Source organism: Rhizobium skierniewicense, from assembly GCF_014196515.1.
Lineage (GTDB): Bacteria > Pseudomonadota > Alphaproteobacteria > Rhizobiales > Rhizobiaceae > Agrobacterium > Agrobacterium skierniewicense.
In genome coordinates this window covers 222,991-242,052 of record NZ_JACIDV010000004.1, presented here as the reverse complement: position 1 = coordinate 242,052, position 19,062 = coordinate 222,991, and the positions used below count along the sequence as shown (strand labels likewise).

Genomic DNA, 19,062 nt, shown 5'->3' with positions numbered 1-19,062 from the left:
CATGGCCTCAATCAAGCGTCTGACAGTCAAGCCAGCGCGATAAAAGGAGATGAACATGATCGCCGTCAACGGTCTCTACGAGACGCATCTGACCGTGTCGGATCTCGAACGCTCGATCGATTTCTACCGCGATGTCGTCGGCCTGGAGCTCGCGCATACCATACCAGACCGAGACGTCACCTTCTTCTGGATCGGCGGGCTCGAGACATCCATGCTGGGCCTCTGGTCGATCCGCAGCTCACCCCTGCAGATGAGGCTCCACGTCGCATTCCGGACGACACTGGATCAGGTGATAGAAGCCCCCGCCTACTTGCGCTCGAAGCGAGTCGTTCCGCGAAGTGGCGCAGGCGTCGAGATCCATGAGCCCAGCGTCTTCCCCTGGATGCCATCCGCCAACGTCTATTTTGACGATCCTGACGGCCACCAGTTGGAATATATCACGATGCTGCCGGGCAAACCTCGGCCAGACATTCCTGGGATGATGACGCTTTCGGAATGGGACGGACTCGCGAAAGGCTAAAGGTACCGCATTCCATCGAAGATCTGAGCCTTACATAGAAAAAGAGGCGGACATCGCCGCCTCTTTCAAGTTCTCGTATCTTGAACTCAGAACTCTTCCCAGTCCGACTTTACCGCCAGTGCGGCATTGCCATGGCTCATCGGAACGCTGCGACGCGCAGGGCCGGCTGCCGGGCGCGCGGGCTGAGGGACTGTGCGTGCCACGGAGGCCTGTCTGCGACCATCCTGCTGACCCAGCTGGAAGTTAGAAAGAAGGTCGTTCAGATTGGCACTTTCCTGCGCAAGCGAGGCACCGGCGGCATTCATCTCTTCCACCATCGCGGCGTTCTGTTGCGTTGCCTGATCCATATGGTTGACCGCTGTGTTCACTTCGGCAAGCCCGACGGACTGCTCTTGAGCCGCTGTAGCGATTGCTTCCATATGAACATTGACCGTCTGCACCAGCTCCGCAATCTCGCCAAGCCCGGCGCCCGTGTCGCTGACCAGACGCACGCCCTCGCCCACCGCCACTGCGGAATTGCCAATCAGTTCCTTGATCTCCTTGGCCGCCTTTGCAGACCGCTGCGCCAACTCACGCACCTCTTGCGCGACGACAGCGAACCCCTTACCCGCTTCGCCGGCCCGCGCCGCTTCAACACCGGCATTCAGCGCCAAAAGGTTGGTCTGGAAGGCGATCTCGTCAATGACGCCGATGATCTGACCGATCTGCTTGGATGAGTCTTCGATCTTCTCCATCGCGGCAACAGCATTGCGAACCACATCGCCGGAATTGCTGGCCTTTTCCTTGGCGGTCCGCACCACGCCACGGGCTTCGGCCGAGCGCTTCGAAGTCGAGGTGACATTGGCGGTAATCTGTTCGAGGGCCGCAGCCGTCTCTTCGAGAGACGCTGCCTGCTGCTCCGTGCGCTTGGCCAGATCGTCAGACGCGGATGATATTTCGTGCGAACCGCTGGTGACTGTCGATACGGACCGGCCGACGCTAGCAAGCGTTTCACGCAACTGGCGCACCGAGCTGTTGAAGTCGACACGCAATGTTTCGAATTGCGATGTCAGCGGTTCGTTCAACTCACAGAGAAGATCGCCGGACGCAAGACGCTTCATGCTGGCGGCGAAGGTGCTGGTTGCCTGAACCAGACGTGCCTCGGTTTCGGCTTCTGCCGCCCGCTGCATCGTCTCACGCTCTTCTTCCGAGCGCTTGCGGTTGACCTCGGCCTCTTCCTCGAGCTGTTTGTTGCGAATGGCCGCCTCGCGAAACACTTCCACGGAGCTGGCCATACCTCCGATTTCGTCCCGACGGTTGGAACCGGGGATCGTGACGTCCAGATTTCCAGCGGCCAGCGAACCCATGCACGCAGTCAAACGGGAGATCGGCCGGACAACGCGACCCATCACGATGTACATGCCGGCCGCAGCGATTGCCAACGTCATGGCAAGCATGCTGCCGTAGATGATCAGGGAAACAAGGGCTGCATCTCTCTGGGCCGTCGCCTGAGAGGTCAACTCATCCATCGCGAGCGATGCCACCGCGGCAACGGTGCCGAGCGCTGCGGTAATTTTCTCGCGCCATTCATCGATGCCGACAGGACTGACTTGCCCGTCGCGCATTTTGCTGACGATATCGGCCCGCCACTTGGAAAGGTCGCCGGAGAAGTAGCCGGTTTCAGCCGTAGCAACAGCATTTTTCAGCGCAGGCGATGTGCCCGGATGATCGACAAGCACCTTGACTGAGCTCCATGCCATGGCCATCGCGGCATCGCTGCCAGCAAGCTTCAAGGTCTCTTCGTTGTTGAACGGTCGTTTGCCAGCGATAGGAACATTCATGACAACAGCAGAGGTACCGCCGTTGGAGCGTGCAGCCCAGGCAAATGCGCGCGTCTGAACCAGTCCGACCATCGTCGGATCCGCGGTCCGAATACCGCTTTCAACGACGACAGACGCCTTTTCAAGCCCTGCCAGAAACTCCGTGCCGAGATCAAAGGACTGAGTGGCAACATCCTTTGGACGAGCGTCAGGCTCAACAGTCAGAGCCGTATCGATTTTCTGGCGCTGGGCCAAAACGCGGTCGTAGATCGCCTTAGTGTTGGCGAAAGCCGCGACGACCTCTGCGGAACCGACGCTGCCCATCGCAGCCGCAGCCGCGGCCATTGCCGTATCGACCTTGGCGCGCGCCGTCTTTACACTTTCGATCGTCGCCGTTGCGGCAGAGCGCGGCAGCTGCAAGGCTGTGCCGGTGTCGCCACGTTCACTTCGGAAAGCCAGAAGTGTGCTGAACAGGGCCTTGTCGACACTCGTCAGGTCGGCAGCCGTCGTTTGGGATTGATAAAGAGAATAAGCGTTGAAAGTCGATTTACCAACAATACCGGCCAGCGCAACACTGACGACGACGAAAGCACCCGTCAAAGCATTTCTAATAGATAACATGTCAGCCCCACCAAACAATGAATGGTCAAATATCTGACATGTCTCCCTTAAAAAAACGGTAAATCGCTCGAAAACATTCCGCAATGATTTTATTTTGTAACAGTTTTTGCGATTTTACTTCGGAGCCTAAACATAAAAAAAGAGAGAAACGATCCGTCCCTCTCCTTCAATGTTTTATATAGTTCGATCAGCGGGTCAAACGCTTGTAAGCTTGGCTGCCGGGGTTGAGTGCATCGGCACCCAAACGGCGGACCTTGTCCTGTTCGTAATCTTCGAAGTTGCCTTCGAACCATTCCACATGCCCGTCGCCCTCGAAGGCGAGGATGTGGGTGGCAAGGCGGTCCAGGAACATTCTATCATGGCTGATGATGATGGCGCAGCCAGCGAAGTTTTCGAGCGCCGTTTCCAGCGCACCGAGCGTTTCCGTGTCAAGGTCGTTGGTCGGTTCGTCGAGGAGGAGAACGTTGCCTCCCGCCTTGAGCATCTTGGCAAGGTGCACGCGGTTGCGCTGACCACCGGAGAGGTTGCCGACCTTCTGCTGCTGGTCGCCCCCCTTGAAGTTGAAGGCGCCACAGTAAGCGCGTGAGTTCATGTCGAACTTGCCAAGCTTGATGACTTCAGCACCGCCGGAAATCTCTTCCCAGACCGTCTTGGAGCCATCCAGCGCATCGCGGCTCTGGTCGACATAACCAAGCTGAACGGTGTCGCCAATGCGGACCGAACCCGCATCCGGCTTTTCCTGGCCGGTGATCATCTTGAACAGTGTCGTCTTACCGGCACCGTTGGGGCCGATGATGCCGACAATACCGCCTGGTGGCAGCTTGATCGACAGGTCTTTGATCAGCGTGCGGCCTTCAAAACCCTTGGTGATGCCTTCCATCTCGATGACGACATTGCCGAGACGCTCGCTGACCGGAATGATGATCTGCGCGTCGCCGGGACGCTGCTTGTCGGCGGCATCCACCAGCTGCTCGTAGGACTTGATACGGGCCTTCGACTTTGCCTGACGGGCCTTCGGGCTGGATGCGATCCACTCCTGCTCGCGCGAGATCGCCTTCTGGCGGCCTGCGTCTTCGCGCGCTTCCTGCTGCATACGCTTGGCCTTCGCCGTCAGGTAAGCAGAGTAGTTGCCTTCGTAAGGAATGCCGCGACCACGGTCGAGCTCGAGAATCCAGCCGGTGACGTTGTCCAGGAAGTATCTGTCGTGGGTAATCATCATCACGGCGCCGGGATAGTCGCGCAGATGCTTTTCCAGCCAGGCGATCGTTTCGGCGTCAAGGTGGTTGGTCGGTTCGTCGAGGAGAAGCAGGTCCGGCTTGGACAAAAGCAGACGGCAAAGCGCGATACGGCGGCGCTCACCACCGGAAAGCGTAGACACGTCGCTGTCCTTGGGCGGGCAGCGCAGGGCTTCCATGGCCATTTCGACCTGCTGTTCCAGATCCCACAGGTTCTGGCTGTCGATGATGTCCTGAAGCTTGGCGCCCTCATCCGCAGTTTCGTCGGAATAGTTCATCATCAGTTCGTTGTAACGCTCGAGCACGGCCGTCTTGTCGGCTACGCCAACCATGACGTTTTCGAACGCGGTCTTGGTCTCGTCCAGATGTGGTTCCTGCTCGAGGTAGCCAACGGTCGCGCCTTCGGCCAACCACGCCTCACCGGTGAATTCCTTGTCCTGACCGGCGATAATGCGCAGCACGGTGGACTTACCCGCGCCGTTGGGGCCGAGAATACCAATCTTGGCATCCGGGTAGAACGACAGATTGACGTTCTCTAGGATCTTCTTGGCGCCGTAAGCCTTGTTCAGCCCCGACATGTGGTAGATGAATTGACGTGCCATTGTAGCGAATGCTCCGCGTCAGATTTGAAAATTCGAATGGGAAATTTGCCGCTATGTAAGTTAAATAGGGCCAAGGGGCAACCTCTTGCCCAACAATAAGCATAGCTGCGGAGAGATGAATGGACGAGACTGCATTCAGTGAAATCAATCGGCTGGCAAGTCCAACAGGCGCATCGCTCGCCTATCGCTACGAACCCGCAGAGGGTCAACCTGTCGGCGTACTCATGATCTGTCACGGCCTCGTCGATCATGCCGGGCGTTATCGCCATTTCGCCCGCGTCATGGCGCAGCAGGGTTTTGAAGTTTATGCCAACGACCATCGCGGCCACGGACGCACCAAGGCAGATGATGCGCCATTGGGACGGTTCGCCTGGAAGGACGGCGTGAGCAAGGTCATCGCCGACGTGATGGCCATGCGCATGCTCGTCTCGGAACGTCATCCTGGCCTGCCCATCATCCTGCTCGGTCATTCCATGGGCGGCCTCATCGCGCTGAACACCGCTGTCAGCCACCCGGACGCCTTCGATGGTCTCTCCATCTGGAACTCCAACCTCAACCCCGGCATCATGGGGCATCTGGCACAGGTCGTTCTGCGTATTGAGAAAATGCTGAAAGGCTCGGACGTCCCCAGCGCCATCCTGCCCAAAGCCACCTTCCGCATCTGGAACAACAAGATGCCGGAAAAGCGCACGTCGGCAGATTGGCTCAGCCATGATAAGGCAGCGGTCGATGCCTATGTCAGCGACACGCTATGCCAGTTCGAAGCGAGTGTCTCGCTGTGGCAGGATGTGTTCGAAATGTCCTATCGCGGCCCCAAACTCATCTCCCGCCTCCCCAAAGACCTGCCGATCCTGCTGGTCAGCGGCGATCAGGATGCTGCCACCAATGACGGCAAGGAAATTGTCTGGCTGGGACGGCAATTCCGGGCGGCAGGCTTCACCGACGTCGAAGACAAAATTTACGCCGGCATGCGCCACGAGACGCTCAATGAAATCGGCTGGGAGGTTCCAGCTTCGGATTTTGCTGCCTGGGCCAGGAATGTCGCCGCCGACAATCGTTGATTTCACTGCTGAAACGGAATGACGCCATGAGATTATTTCACATGCATGCAGAAGTCTGCCCGTCTATAAACTTCTGAAATATGTGGGACAGACATGGCAGAACCTTGCGATAAGAAACAACCGCCCTTGAAGGGCATTCGTGTGATCGAACTCGCCCGCGTTCTGGCAGGCCCATGGGCCGGTCAGATGCTGGCGGATATGGGTGCTGACGTCATCAAGGTCGAAAGCCCTGATGGTGGAGACGATACGCGCGCCTGGGGGCCTCCCTTCGTGGAAAGCAAGGATGGCGACACTCTTTCCGCGGCCTATTATCATTCCACCAATCGCGGCAAACGCTCCATCACGGTCGATCTGAAAACCGACGAGGGACGCGAGACGGTGCGTCGGTTGGTGAAGACCGCGGATGTCGTGATCGAAAACTTCAAGCGCGGCGGGCTGGAGAAATACGGGCTGGATTATCAGTCGCTTCGGGCTTTGAACTCCAAGCTCATATATTGCTCCATCACCGGTTTTGGTCAGACCGGGCCTTATGCGGATTTCGCCGGTTACGATTACATCGTCCAAGGCATGTCCGGCTTCATGTCGATCACCGGAGAGCCGGATGGCCAGCCGATGAAGGCGGGCGTTGCCGTTGCCGATATCTTCACCGGCATTTACTCCGTCACCGCCATTCAGGCAGCGCTTATCCACGCGATGCGCACCGGCCAAGGGCAGCATATCGACATGGCGCTGCTGGATGTCCAATCCGCCGTGCTGGCCAACCAGAACATGAACTATCTCATTTCCGGAAAGCCTCCCGTGCGGCTGGGCAATGCGCATCCCAACATCTCGCCTTACGAGGTGGTGCCAACGGCAGACGGCTTCCTGATTCTCGCCATCGGCAATGACGGACAATTCCGTCGCCTGTGCAAAATCCTAGGAATCGATGCGATCGCGGACGATGAGCGCTACGCGACCAACAAGGCGCGCGTGGCCCATAAGGTCGAGGTCCGCCAGATCGTTTCCACCGAAACGCTGAAATGGACGAAGCGTGATTTGCTGACGGCCTGTGAAGCCAACGCCGTACCTGCCGGGCCGATCAACTCCATAGAGGAAATGTTCGCCGACCCACAGGTTCAGGCGCGCGGTCTGCGCGTCGATCTGGACGCCGCCGATGGGACCGTCATCCCGGGCGTGCGCACGCCCATCATTCTCTCGGAAACACCTCTGCGTTACGAACGTCCAAGCCCGCGCCTGGGAGAACATCAGGTCGAAGTCATGGCTGAGCTGGACGACATCGAAAGGAACCTGGCACCATGAAAAGAACCGGCGGACAATTGATTGTCGAAGCCCTGAAGGCCAACGGCGTTTCACGCGTTTCCTGCGTACCGGGCGAAAGCTATCTGGCGGTGCTGGATGCGCTTTATGAAAGTGGCATCGAAACCGTCATCTGCCGTCAGGAAGGCGGCGCGGCGATGATGGCAGATACCTGGGGACGGCTGACCGGCGAACCCGGCATCTGCATGGTGACGCGCGGCCCCGGTGCCACCAACGCATCTGCCGGTCTGCACATCGCGATGCAGGATTCCATTCCAATGATCCTCTTCATCGGTCAGGTTCAGCGCGATGCGCGCGAACGCGAGGCCTTCCAGGAGGTCGAATACCGCCGTGCGTTCACCGAATTCGCCAAATGGGTGGGCGAGATCGATGACGCGCGCCGCATCCCGGAATTCGTCACCCGTGCCTTTGCCATTGCCACCTCCGGTCGCCCTGGCCCGGTGGTGCTGAGTCTGCCGGAAGACATGCTGGTCGATCTGGTCGACGCGCCGCAAGCCAAGCCCTACATGCGGGTGGAAAGCCATCCCGGCCCGAAGCAGATGGCAAAATTCGCAGAGCTTCTGAGCAGTGCCAAGCGTCCTATGGTCATCGTCGGCGGTACGCGCTGGACGGAAGACAGCGTGGCGAAATTCAAAACATTCGCCGAAAGCTTCAAGTTGCCCGTCGGCTGCTCCTTCCGCCGTCAGGCGCTGTTCGATCACCTGAGCCCATCCTATGCAGGTGATGTCGGCATCGGCGTCAACCCGGCGCTTTCGAAAGAGATCAAGGAGGCCGACCTCATCGTGTTGCTCGGCAGCCGCATGTCAGAGATGCCGTCTTCCGGCTATACTCTGCTCGATATTCCCTACCCCTCGCAAACGCTCGTCCATATCTTCCCGGACGCACAAGAACTTGGCCGCATGTATCGCCCGGATCTTGCCATCTGCGCCTCCACCAGCGATTTCGTGGATGCGCTGGACAGCATTGAGACCCCGCAGAACCCCGTCTGGGCAGACCGCACGGCTGCCATGCATCAAGCCTATCTGACGTGGTCGACACCGCCAAAAACGGGCCCCGGTTTGGTGCAGATGGGGCCGATCATGGACTGGATCGAAGCCAATACGCCTGTTGACACCGTGTTCACCAATGGCGCGGGCAACTACGCCACATGGCTGCATCGCTTCCACCGTTTCCAGCGCTTCAACACACAGTCGGCGCCCACCTCCGGCTCCATGGGCTACGGCCTGCCCGCCGCAGTGGCCGCCAAGCACCTGTTCCCGGAACGGGAAGTCGTTTGTTTCGCGGGTGATGGCTGCTTCATGATGCACGGACAGGAATTCATCACCGCCGTGCGCTATGGCCTGCCGATCATCACGGTGCTGGTCAACAACGGCACCTATGGCACGATCCGCATGCATCAGGAACGCGAGTATCCCGGTCGCGTCAGTGGCACCGATCTCGTCAACCCGGATTTCGTCGCCTTCGCCAAGGCCTATGGCGGGCATGGCGAACTGGTCGAAAAAACCGAAGACTTCGGCCCCGCCTATGAGCGCGCACGCGCGAGCGGCAAGCCTTCGATCATCGAGGTGAAGCTTGACCCGGAGGCCATCACCCCTGCCCGAACGCTGACGCAAATTCGTGAGCGTAGCTGATATCAGCCGCTGGAAATGACACTGCCATGATGTAAACCGTCTTCAACGGACGGAGATCATCATGGCAGATCAGGCAGAAGCAGCAATCACCCCACGCGGCGCAAAAATCGAACCATCATCAGGTGCGCCATTCGAGGCTGTCAGAGCGGCGCGCGACGTGCTGCACACCTGCCGCATTGCAGGCCTTGCCACACTCGACCCGCAAAGCGGCTACCCCTACAATACCGCCACCAATATCGCCATCGAGCCGGATGGAACGCCAGTCTTTTTCGCAGCCCGCCTTGCGCTGCACGCCCGCAACATCGAAGCTGATGCGCGCATCTCGGTCGTTCTGGCTGGTTTCACCAAGGGTGACGCGCTAACGCTGCCAAGACTGACGCTGGTGGGGAAAGCCGGATTGATGGCTGCCGAAGACGTGCCGCTTGCCAAAGCGCGTTACATTGCCCGCTACCCGAAAGCCAAGCTCTACCTGTCCCTGCCCGACACCCAACTTTACCGAGTCAACACCGAGGGCGTGCAGATCAATGGCGGCCCCGCCCGCAATGCCAGCAACATCACCCCTGTAGATCTCCGCACCGATCTATCCGGCGCAGAAGAACTCATGGCAGCAGCGGATACCGAGATCGCCCGCCTCAACGCCATCAAAGGCGAAGCATCCCGGCTTGCGACCCGCGCAGGCAAGAAATCCGGCGCGTGGAAAATCACGTCGATCGATCCAGATGGCCTCAACCTGTCCTCAACCGTCGACCTTGCCCGCCTATGGTTCGATGAGCGCGTGATGAATATGAATCAACTTGGCAAGGCGTTGAATCACGTCGCGAGGCAGAACTCTTAATCCATTAAAAACGAAGGATTTAAAGTATCCTCTCCGTCATCCTCCGGCTTGTCCCGAGGATCTAACCACAGTGCTAAAATTGGGAGTTTGCAGATGCTCGGGACAAGCCCGAGCATGACGAAGGTGCGCGCTATCTGCACACAAACAAAAAAGCCGGCCCCAAGGACCGGCTTTCCCGAAACACTATCAAACCACTTAAATCGCAGCAGTGACGATAAATTCGACCTTGTAATCCGGCGTTGCCAACGGTGCGCCGCTGGTGGCGCGGGCGGGTGGGTTTGCAGGGTCGATCCAGCCTTCCCAGACGGCGTTCATTTCGCCGAAGGTGGACATGTCGGAGAGGTAGATGATCGTCTGGAGGATCTTGGACTTGTCGGAGCCGGCAAGAGCCAGCAGACGGTCGACTTCGGCGAGAGCGGACTTGCTCTGTTCGGTCACGGATGTGCCTTCACCGACCTGACCGGCGAGGTAGACAGTGTTGCCGTGAACGACGGCACCGCTCATACGCTTGCCGGGTTCGATACGCTTGATGCTCATGCTGAAAACTCCTGTTGGTCGTCTTGTATAGATGGCTGAAACTCAGCCACGGATATGATGTGTCTTTTCGTAGATTGCAGTCGAACGCGCACCGGAACGGCAAAATCCAAGCATCGGGCGCTGAAACTCATCCAGCGCATCGACCATGCCGGTCACAGCATCGGCATCCACGCCGAAGCGTCCCACTGGCACATGCGCGATGGCAATGCCCAGTTCTTGTGCCCGTTCGGCAATATCGGCAAAAATGGGCTGGCCGTCTTCTTCACCATCCGGACGATGGCAGACGATAGACTTGAAACCGAGCGCCTTGACCTCGTCGAGATCGGCTACGCTGATCTGACCGGTTACGGAATATTCGTCGTCGATACGCCTGATATCCATTCTCATGTCCTCCGATGACGACGGCAATCCGGTCTTTCTAAAGCCGTGCCGCTCCAAATTTCGCACCCGGTGTAAGGGGTTAAATCCTGTGCGTCAATGATATGGCTTTCCAATTGAAAGGCGATCTAGAGAATGGAAAACCGCAAACCGTAAGAGCGGCTTTCACCGGGTTTCAGCATGTTGAACTCTCCTGCAGCCTCCAGCTCGTCGCGATCCACCCAACGATGCGAAACGGGCTCTATTCCCATGACATGAGCCGGGTCACTCTGGTTGCGCCACATCTGAAGATAGGGCAGTGTGTCGGTGCGGAATGAGACTTTGAGCGTCCGCCCACCGATGGCTGCGATCGGCCCCAGCGTCATGTCCGCCCATCCCTCTCTACCCTCACCCGCCGGCACGCAGAAAACGCCACCCGGCTCTTCCCCGAAGCGCCATCCAAAGCCGCCGCCGTCAAACATCGCGCCTGATAGTTTTACGCCGTCATCGAACAGTCTTGCGCCGACATTCATGTGATACATCTGGAAAACAGGCCGTTCATTGTCACCTGTGTTGGTCACGATATCGTTGAGGCTAATCTCACCACTTGCACCATCGATGCGCCACTCGCGTTCCAAAAGCGCTGTCCCACCATCTGCAAGTCTCACGGGAACCCTTGCCGTTGCCTGTGCATTACCGTCAGAGACCACCCAACTGACAACCTCGGCGGGGTGAGACGAGAACGAGCCGTGCAAAGGATATTTTCCGCCCTTCACCATCGGCTCAGGATGACGAATATGGTCAGGGCCGCAGGTGAACATAAATCCTTCGAGAGAATGGTCGATCCTGGGATCATCATCGTTGGGAATGGCCCTGCCCGGAGCAATATCGACATCGTCCACAATGCAGGAGCCGATATCGAAAACGGACGTCTCATCTAGAAGTATCGTGGGGGATTTTCCGGCTTGCAGCGCGCGCATGGACTGTTCCTTCACTCACTCAACGACATGGCGATCACACAAAAGCGATCACTGCGTCGTGAAATTAAGATTGCGTTAACTTCGAATTCACCTTTTTCACAATAGGGTCAAGATTAACGTGTGTGTATTGGGGATGAACCCAAGGGATCGCAGAATCGTGAAACTTTTAATTAACACAATGTTCTCTCTCGCTCTTGCGGCGACCCCTCTGGTGGCGCCCCATCAGGCCCTTGCCCAGCAACCCATGCTGGTCTCTCCCGATGGCCACGTCCTTGAGTTCATGCCTGACCGTGGCGATATTGTGATCAGCCGCGATAGTATCGGCCGCACGGTTTACTATGACCGCTACGGAAATCTGGTTGCCACCGAAATGCCCAATGGCGCCGCATCTCGTCGTGAACCCATGCGTCAGGATCCGTATTACCCGCAGCAGGACGACAACTATTACCCGCCAGCCCCGGGCCAGATGCGTGAGCCACAACCGCAATACGGCTCGCAGGGTAATCCAAACGTCAGGGACTTCAGGGAATATCGTGGAGACGGTACCGATCCCGACGTTTACACCGGCTCCGTATCGCGGCCTGGGCAGGTCGAAAGCGGTCCTCTGGGTGAGCCCGTTCCCGGCGAAACCAGTACAGCCATGGTCCCGCAGCCAGACCACCTCGTCGAGCGCAACCAGCCGGTAACGGCACCGGTTAATCGCTCTCGTCAGGAAATCGTCGCACTTCAGGTGTTTTTGGACCGCGAGGGCATTTCTCCCGGCGTGATCGACGGAAAGATGGGTGACAACGTCAACAAGGCCATCGCCGCCTGGCAGGATATGACAGGCGACCGCCTGGATCCGAACAACACGGATGATATTCTGGAGCGCCTGCGCAATACCGGCGGTCTCGCTATCGTGGATTATACAATTACCGCCGCCGATGCCGCTGGCCCCTATGTGGCGTCCATTCCCGATGACTACGCGGAAAAGGCACAGCTTCCAGCCATGGCCTACACCTCCACGTCCGAAGCGCTGGCTGAGCGTTTCCACATGGATGAGACCTACTTGAAGGAGCTCAACCCCGGCATCGACTTCACCGTACCTGGTACGATCATAAAGGTCGTCAGCCCCGGCGATACAAAGAAGGGTCAGGTCGCCCGCATCGTGGCCCATAAGGGCATCAAACAGGTCTTCGCCTATGACGAAGGCGGTGTGTTGATTGCCGCCTACCCGGCAACCATCGGTTCTTCGGATACGCCTTCGCCGTCCGGCACGCATACGGTCGAGCGTATCGCTCTCAATCCAGGATACACCTACAATCCGAAGATCAACTTCCAGCAGGGCCAGAATAGCCAGATCCTGCAGATACCACCCGGCCCCAACGGCCCCGTTGGTACAGTGTGGATCGCGCTGTCGAAACCCACATACGGTATTCATGGTACACCGGAACCCTCCAAGATCGGCAAGACCAACAGTCACGGCTGTATCCGCCTGACCAACTGGGATGCAACGGAACTGGCAAAAATGGTCAGACCCGGCGTGGTCGTAGAGTTTGCCGAGTAAGATCCATTTTAAAAGTCTGAATGCCCGGCTCAAATGCCGGGCATTTTTTTGATCCTATTACCCCAGACGTGGCGGTACTTTGTTGTTCCGGCCTTCCGTCAGGAAGAACGCGAACGCCGTGGCGGGCATGGCAAAACCAAGCCAAGATGCGGCTGTCCAGTGTCCATGTGCATAGGCCCATCCGCCCAAAGCGGAACCGGCAGCGCCACCCATGAAGAACGTCGCCATGAAAATGCCGTTGAGGCGGCTGCGAAATTCTGCACCCAGCGTGAAGATGGCGCGCTGTCCAAGCACGAGATTGGTCGTCACCGCAAAATCAAGCACGATGGCCGCTAAAACCAGAAGCGCTAACGAAAGGTGAGAGCCCTCAGGCGCCAGGTGCGTGATGAGAAACGAGGCCATGCCAGCCAGCAGGGCACAAAAGGTTGCCGCCCATGTCCAGCCACGGTCCGCCCAGCGCCCGGCAATCGGGGCTGCAACGGCACCGGCAGCACCGGCCAGCGCAAACAGCGCGATCTCGCTCTGTGACAAGCGGAAGGCTGGGCCGATCAGATAGAGCGGTGTAACTGTCCAGAACAGGCTGAAGGCTGAAAACATTCCCGCCTGATAGATCGCCCTACGTTGTAAAATCGGCGTATTCGCAGCAAGCTTCCCCATGGAGGCAAGAAGCACGCGGTATGGAAGCTTTGCATCCGGCATCCGGCGCGGCAGCAAGCGATAGAGTACCAGCGACAGAACAGCCATGACGCTAGCGGACATCAGGAAAACACCGCGCCATGACACAAACTCGGATAGCACGCTGGAAACAGGCCGCGCCAGCATGATGCCGACCATCAGCCCGCTCATAATGCTCCCGACCACGCGTCCGCGTATCGCATCAGGGGTCATATGAGCGGCCAGAGGCACGATCATCTGCACCGCAACAGAGCTGACGCCAACCAGAAATACAGCTGTCAGAAACTGCACCGCATGTGGTGCGAGGGCCGCTGCAATCAACGCGGCCACCGCCATAAGGACAGTGGTGACGATCAGCTTCCGGTTCTCGATGAGGTCGCCCAGCGGCACAACAAACAGCAAACCCAATCCATAGCCGATCTGGGTCAGCGTTACGATCAACCCCGTTGCAGCGGAAGACAGGCCAAGCTCTGCCCCAATGGGGCCGGCCAGCGGCTGGGCATAGTAGATATTCGCCGCGATCAGCCCACAGGCACTCGCCAATAGAAAAATCATGGCGGAAGAGATCGTTTCTTCCCGTGCGGGCGTGGCGCCAAGCACTCTAGATGTCATTACACGTCTCCAAATTAGGAAATAATCATTTCCAAAATACACAAAACTCAGTCGAAAACCGTCATGGCGATATCGACCACCGAACTCAGCTCGGCCTTCGCCAGCCCGGTCTTGCCGACCACCCGCATACCGTAGACGATGCACAGCGCCGTCTTTGCCAGCGCCGCCGCGTCTTTGGCCGTCGATACCGAACCATCCGCCTGCCCCTCACGCACAAGGCGGATGAGTGTTTTCTCGCGTGCGTCTACGGCACCACGCACGACGCGCGCCGTATCCGCATCAAGCGAGGCCAGATCAGCGGCGGCACCGACGACGAGACAACCCTGCCCGCCTGACATCCCAATGCAGGCATCCGCATAGAAATTCATACCTGCTTCGAGCTTTTCCCGGCCGGTCTTGCCAGTCTGAACCGCGACCTCAAAACGTTGAGACTGAACCGATCTATAGCGCTCTAACGCAGCGATGTAGATGTCCCGCTTATCCTTGAAGGCCTTGTAAAGACTGCCCTGTGTCAATTCCATCGCTTCGCTCAGATCACCCACTGACGTCGCGTGAAAGCCACGTTCCGAGAACACGCGGATGGCTTTGTCGATGGCCAGATCAACATCGAATTCGCGCGGGCGACCGCGTTGGCGCAAAGGGTATGAAACAGTATTTGCCATACGGGCAATATAGGAAATGATCATTTCCAAATCAAGAAGAATTTTGCACCCGGCTTTGCTGCCTGCCGGGCGCATAAAACTTGCCTAATTCAGGCGGCTCTGCGGTTGAAGAATTTTAGATCGCGGTCTGAGCGAATAACGCGTGTCGGCATCAGACGCAGAACCTCGGTGGCGAAACTGCGCACATTCTCCAGCGCCTTATCGACATTGCTGACCTTGCGACAGTCCAGCGAGTCCAGTGTGCCACCACAGTCGAAAACATCGCGAAAGGCTGCGCGCTCGGCAATCGGCGTATTGAGAACGCGAACGTTCTTTTCGGCCAGAAGCGCCTTCACCACCAGCATGGAGCGGGTGCTGATCATGGCATTGACGCGGGTCAACACGACGGAATGCTCTACCTTGACGCCCATCTTGCGATCCAGAAACTCGATATGCTCAATCACTTCGGCGGCACCACGCGCATCCATGGCAGAGCCCTGAACGGGGATCAGAACATGGTCGGAGATACCCAGCGCCATGGTGAGAAGCGGATTTTTGGTACCGGGCAGATCGATGATGAAACAATCCGTATTGGATTTGTTCTCGCGGATATGGGTCTCCAGCGACGCCGTTGTGACATTGGAGATGATAGACAGGTTGCGCATCGGCCCCGACATGTCCGACCAGCGCGAAATCCACAATTGCGGATCGGCATCCAGCACAGTAACCCGGTGACCCATGCGGGCGAGTTCGGTGGCAAGCAGCAGAACGGCCGTGGTCTTGCCGGCGCCGCCCTTGGTGTTTGCAAATGTGATGACTGGCATGAGGCCCCCCGGAATTTAGAGCCTGATTTCATCGCTCTTTAAAGCACCGCGACAATCATGGTGCTTTACACACTCTTAACCAACATGGTTAACAAATCGAAAACATGGCAATTCAAACCTGCGCATGAGGTGCCTTCGAAGCATTGCTTCAAAGCCTTTTGCCAATCAGGCAGGGCTCCTCCGCATGCTGGAAACTGAAAGCGTGGTGAAGGCGGACCCCGATCTTGCCAACAACAAAGCCGAGGCGATGAAAGCGGGGAGATAAAATGTTGCCAGGAAAAGCATCGAAATTATTGATTGTATTTCAGCTGTCTGCAATCCTAAGAACAGGGCAAGACAGGCACTCGCCACAGCCCAGATCGTCAAAATCGCGTCCCGAATACGGCGCCAGCGCAGGTGTTGGCCAGGGTGGGTTCTGCTCTCGCTCAGCCCTTTCGTGCCCCAGCTGACATCGCTGATATTGGCAAAGGCGTAGCTCGTCAGGTAGAGGCTGAAGGCAGGTGCGAGCAGAAGCTGGAAGGGCATCCATCTGTGCCAATAGGATACTATTGATCGGTCCAGCCGAATGAGTGCCGCACTGACCACAAGCACCACGATTCCTAAGAGTGTGACGGCTACCGGCGCAGTCGCGACGGCCACGAAATTGCCGAACGCCGAGACGGCAAGCAGCACATAAAGCCACGCACCCTTCCATTTACCAAACATTCCACCCTCGGCAAGGCCTTGACGCATGGATGCGAGCATCCACGCCCAGCAGAGGAAGAAAGCTGCTCCCGCAGCAAATTCAAGCGCTGGGATGTCGGCGTTGCCTGCAAACTGGCCGGCGACATTGCGGGCGCCCCTTGCGAAGAAGAAGATGCTCATACCTGGCAACACCAGCAGCAACAAGGTCTGGTACATGCCGAACAAAATCGAGAGAACAATCGAGAATTTGCGCCCCCAGCCGAAGACCGAAGACGATAATATATCTGGCAGGCGAGAAGTTGCGGTAAGGCGTGCGGCGACCGTGCTGTTGATCCAGCGGCGTCGCTGCCGTAGCAGTTCATCAAGGGTGGTGCACGGGTCGGTTTTCACAACGGCCGCCGGCATATAATGGATCGCGGCGCCCGTCGCCTCCACTATGGCGAGACCGAGAACGCGATCTTCGGCAAGATAGAGATTGCGCCTCAGCAAGCCGTCATCCTCCGTCGCGCCAAGATAGATGTCGAGGGGATCGGCTGCTGCTCCAGGAGATTGCCGCAGAGCGGACCAGCGCAACATGCAGCACTGCCCTGGCACCACCTCAATATAATCGAGCGCATGACCGATCGGCCAATCCGTTGCCTTGCTCCAGAGGAAATCATTGTGCTGCCAGTTGAGGAGAAGGCTGCTATCGGTTTTTGAGGGCGTCAGAATATGCGTGGCCGCCGCCGCACATTGTGGATGCCTCGACATGTGCTCCAGCAGGGCGCCCATGCATGGGTCGTCCGGAATGGACCCTGCATCGATCTGGACAATAAAATCGGGATCAGCCAATGGCGCAATCGTTCTGAAAAACCAGGCATGGCTATCCAGCTTGCCGCGATTGAGCGGCTTTTTGCACAGCAAAAGACGAATGCGCATGCCATTCCAAGGCATGGCGTGCTGACCCAGCCTGACGAGTAGATCATTGACCGATAAAGACATAGCCGAAATGAGCAACGGCTGTTCATTGCCTTGGAGCGTCCATTGCTGCGCAGAGCCGAAGCACAGATGCTCTAGCAAAGCGGCGGTACTCGGATCAAGGGTCCGGACGCCATCCAGCATAATACAGATGACAAGGCTTGGGGTTTGCGATTGCCTTCGGCGCTTCAGATCAAGCTGGTTTCTGATGAGACCGGACAAGGTCTGTACCAGAGCTTCCGCAGGTTCATTGTAAAGTGTCAGGCAGGCAAGGATCGTGGGGTTTGGCTTGAGGAAAGCGGCAAGCTCTTGCGAGTCCTTGGGCGAGCAAGGCCGCGCTTCATGTGCTTGAAGATGCAAATTCATTATCAAAATCCCGAGTGATTATCGAAAGGCGCGATCACAATTTTATCTGGAACGGCGAGAACCCGGCCTTCACCATGGGATTTTCTGTCATCCCCCAAAATTTTTGGATGATGGCCGAATAGATCTGCCGGAAATCGACGCCAAAACCGAGATTGCCTTCCTCATCAAGCCTCGATAGATCGCTCCTTGCGCCGTAAACCCCGCCTGCCAGTCCTCCACCCGCAAGCAAGACAGGCCCACTGGTGCCGTGATCGGTACCGCCAGAGGCATTTTCTTCCGGGCGCCTGCCGAATTCCGACTGGACGACGATGAGGGTGTCATCCCAGACACCGATATCAATGAGGCCTTGACGCAGATTGAGAACAGTGGACTGGACTGTGCCAAGCAGTTGCTCATGCTGGCCGCGCAGATTTGCATGCATGTCGAAACCGGAAATACTGAGTTTGTACATCGGCGTTTCGACGCCGCTTTCGATCAGCCACAGGAGAAGCGAAACCTGCGCATCAAGTGGCCCAAGATAATTATCTTTTATGAACCACGCGTCGAACCGGTTCTGCCCCTTCAACCGTGCCTGAACGCGTTCGGCGATGGCCTCCTTATCCCGAAGCAGATGTTGCAGATGCGCAAGTGCGCGATGCCCATCCACATCAAGCTTGGGGTTGACCATGCGTGCGCTGTCTTGGAGGAAGGCCTTGCTATCCGTCATCGAAAGGACTTGGAGATTTTCACCCTTAAGCAAATCCTGATCGCCGGAAAGGATGATCCCATCGGCATCCATAACTGGCAGAAGAGCGCGATTTGCCGTCAAAACACGCCCGATCCAGCCGCTTTCGCTGGTGCGCTGGACCTGCCCGTCGGCTGAAGCCCATATCGCGGCGGACCCGAAATGAGAGAGGTTAGGATGCGGGTAACCGACATCCTGAATGATGGCAAGTTCGCCCCTTTCGAACAAGTTGGCGATACCACGAAAGGCGGGATTGAAGCCGACATCATCGTTCAGCCGCAAAACATCATCGCGCGCAATCCCGACGGTAGGACGATAATGCTGATAGAGCGGATCGGCATAGGGTATCAGCGTGTTAAGGGCATCGTTGCCGCCGAACAGTTCCAGAAGAACAAGCCGCTTGCTTTTCGGGGCGGTTTTATCCGGTCCGTTCAGGGCAGCTTTCGCCCAGCCTGGAGCTGAGAATAGGGCCATCGTCCCGGAAATAAGCGCGAGCGTTTCCCGCCGCGAAACACGGTCAAATCTTGTCATCGTCAAT

Annotated in this window: 16 protein-coding genes; 6 read left to right on the top strand and 10 right to left on the bottom strand. The window is 57.6% G+C overall.

The genetic code is table 11. The features are described 5' to 3' along the window. The first annotated feature begins 55 nt into the window (after positions 1-55). Positions 56-520: a VOC family protein gene (locus GGQ73_RS08125; RefSeq protein ID WP_183895446.1), complete on the top strand. Its 465-nt coding sequence runs from the start codon at positions 56-58 to the stop codon at positions 518-520. Between the two features lie 86 nt (positions 521-606). Here the strand turns inward: GGQ73_RS08125 and GGQ73_RS08120 are convergent, their stop codons facing one another. Both GGQ73_RS08120 and ettA read right to left on the bottom strand, forming a co-directional pair. Next, positions 607-2,940 carry a methyl-accepting chemotaxis protein gene (locus tag GGQ73_RS08120; RefSeq protein ID WP_183895444.1) on the bottom strand — a complete coding sequence of 778 codons (2,334 nt, stop codon included), beginning with the start codon at positions 2,938-2,940 and terminating at the stop codon, positions 607-609. Positions 2,941-3,127: 187 nt separating this feature from the next. Next, a complete protein-coding gene (ettA, locus tag GGQ73_RS08115) occupies positions 3,128-4,777 on the bottom strand; it encodes an energy-dependent translational throttle protein EttA (protein WP_183895443.1) in 1,650 nt (549 codons plus the stop codon). A 119-nt stretch (positions 4,778-4,896) separates the two neighbouring features. Here ettA and GGQ73_RS08110 point away from each other — a divergent pair, with 119 nt between their 5' ends. The 4 genes from GGQ73_RS08110 (at position 4,897) to GGQ73_RS08095 (ending at position 9,621) form a co-directional block, all read left to right on the top strand. Continuing rightward, positions 4,897-5,838, top strand: a complete 942-nt coding sequence (locus GGQ73_RS08110) for an alpha/beta fold hydrolase (protein WP_183895441.1) — start codon at positions 4,897-4,899, stop codon at positions 5,836-5,838. Positions 5,839-5,931: 93 nt separating this feature from the next. After that, complete coding sequence (gene caiB, locus GGQ73_RS08105; protein WP_183895438.1) at positions 5,932-7,137, top strand: succinate--glutarate CoA-transferase; 1,206 nt, start codon at positions 5,932-5,934, stop codon at positions 7,135-7,137. Next, positions 7,134-8,786: a thiamine pyrophosphate-binding protein gene (locus GGQ73_RS08100; RefSeq protein ID WP_183895434.1), complete on the top strand. Its 1,653-nt coding sequence runs from the start codon at positions 7,134-7,136 to the stop codon at positions 8,784-8,786. Before caiB ends, GGQ73_RS08100 begins: the two co-directional genes overlap by 4 nt. Positions 8,787-8,847: 61 nt before the next feature. Next, complete coding sequence (locus tag GGQ73_RS08095; protein ID WP_183895431.1) at positions 8,848-9,621, top strand: HugZ family pyridoxamine 5'-phosphate oxidase; 774 nt, start codon at positions 8,848-8,850, stop codon at positions 9,619-9,621. Between the two features lie 195 nt (positions 9,622-9,816). On the opposite strand, the gene GGQ73_RS08090 is transcribed toward GGQ73_RS08095, so the two are convergent. The 3 genes from GGQ73_RS08090 to GGQ73_RS08080 form a co-directional block, all read right to left on the bottom strand. Further along, a complete protein-coding gene (locus tag GGQ73_RS08090) occupies positions 9,817-10,158 on the bottom strand; it encodes a RidA family protein (protein ID WP_183895429.1) in 342 nt (113 codons plus the stop codon). 42 nt (positions 10,159-10,200) lie between these two features. Next, entirely contained in the window at positions 10,201-10,539 is a 339-nt protein-coding gene (locus tag GGQ73_RS08085; protein WP_183895426.1) for a protein tyrosine phosphatase family protein, read from the bottom strand. A 125-nt stretch (positions 10,540-10,664) separates the two neighbouring features. Beyond that, positions 10,665-11,495, bottom strand: a complete 831-nt coding sequence (locus GGQ73_RS08080) for an aldose 1-epimerase family protein (RefSeq protein ID WP_183895423.1) — start codon at positions 11,493-11,495, stop codon at positions 10,665-10,667. Positions 11,496-11,673: 178 nt separating this feature from the next. Between GGQ73_RS08080 and GGQ73_RS08075 the strand changes: the two genes are divergently transcribed. Then, the gene (locus tag GGQ73_RS08075; RefSeq protein ID WP_183895687.1) at positions 11,674-13,041 is read left to right on the top strand and encodes a L,D-transpeptidase; all 1,368 of its coding nucleotides are present in this window, start codon (positions 11,674-11,676) and stop codon (positions 13,039-13,041) included. A gap of 57 nt (positions 13,042-13,098) precedes the next feature. Here GGQ73_RS08075 and GGQ73_RS08070 read toward each other — a convergent pair whose 3' ends face one another. The 5 genes from GGQ73_RS08070 to GGQ73_RS08050 all read right to left on the bottom strand — a co-directional run bounded on the left by GGQ73_RS08070 (position 13,099) and on the right by GGQ73_RS08050 (position 19,055). Further along, positions 13,099-14,328: an MFS transporter gene (locus GGQ73_RS08070; protein ID WP_183895421.1), complete on the bottom strand. Its 1,230-nt coding sequence runs from the start codon at positions 14,326-14,328 to the stop codon at positions 13,099-13,101. A gap of 47 nt (positions 14,329-14,375) precedes the next feature. Then, on the bottom strand, positions 14,376-15,014 hold the full coding sequence (locus tag GGQ73_RS08065; protein ID WP_183895419.1) for a TetR/AcrR family transcriptional regulator: 639 nt from the start codon (positions 15,012-15,014) through the stop codon (positions 14,376-14,378). A 65-nt stretch (positions 15,015-15,079) separates the two neighbouring features. Continuing rightward, positions 15,080-15,793: a ParA family protein gene (locus tag GGQ73_RS08060; RefSeq protein WP_183895417.1), complete on the bottom strand. Its 714-nt coding sequence runs from the start codon at positions 15,791-15,793 to the stop codon at positions 15,080-15,082. A 165-nt stretch (positions 15,794-15,958) separates the two neighbouring features. Next, positions 15,959-17,800, bottom strand: coding sequence for a glycosyltransferase family 2 protein (locus GGQ73_RS08055; protein ID WP_183895415.1), 1,842 nt, complete (start codon positions 17,798-17,800; stop codon positions 15,959-15,961). Positions 17,801-17,834: 34 nt separating this feature from the next. Then, complete coding sequence (locus GGQ73_RS08050) at positions 17,835-19,055, bottom strand: DUF1501 domain-containing protein (protein ID WP_183895413.1); 1,221 nt, start codon at positions 19,053-19,055, stop codon at positions 17,835-17,837. Between the last annotated feature and the right edge of the window lie 7 nt (positions 19,056-19,062).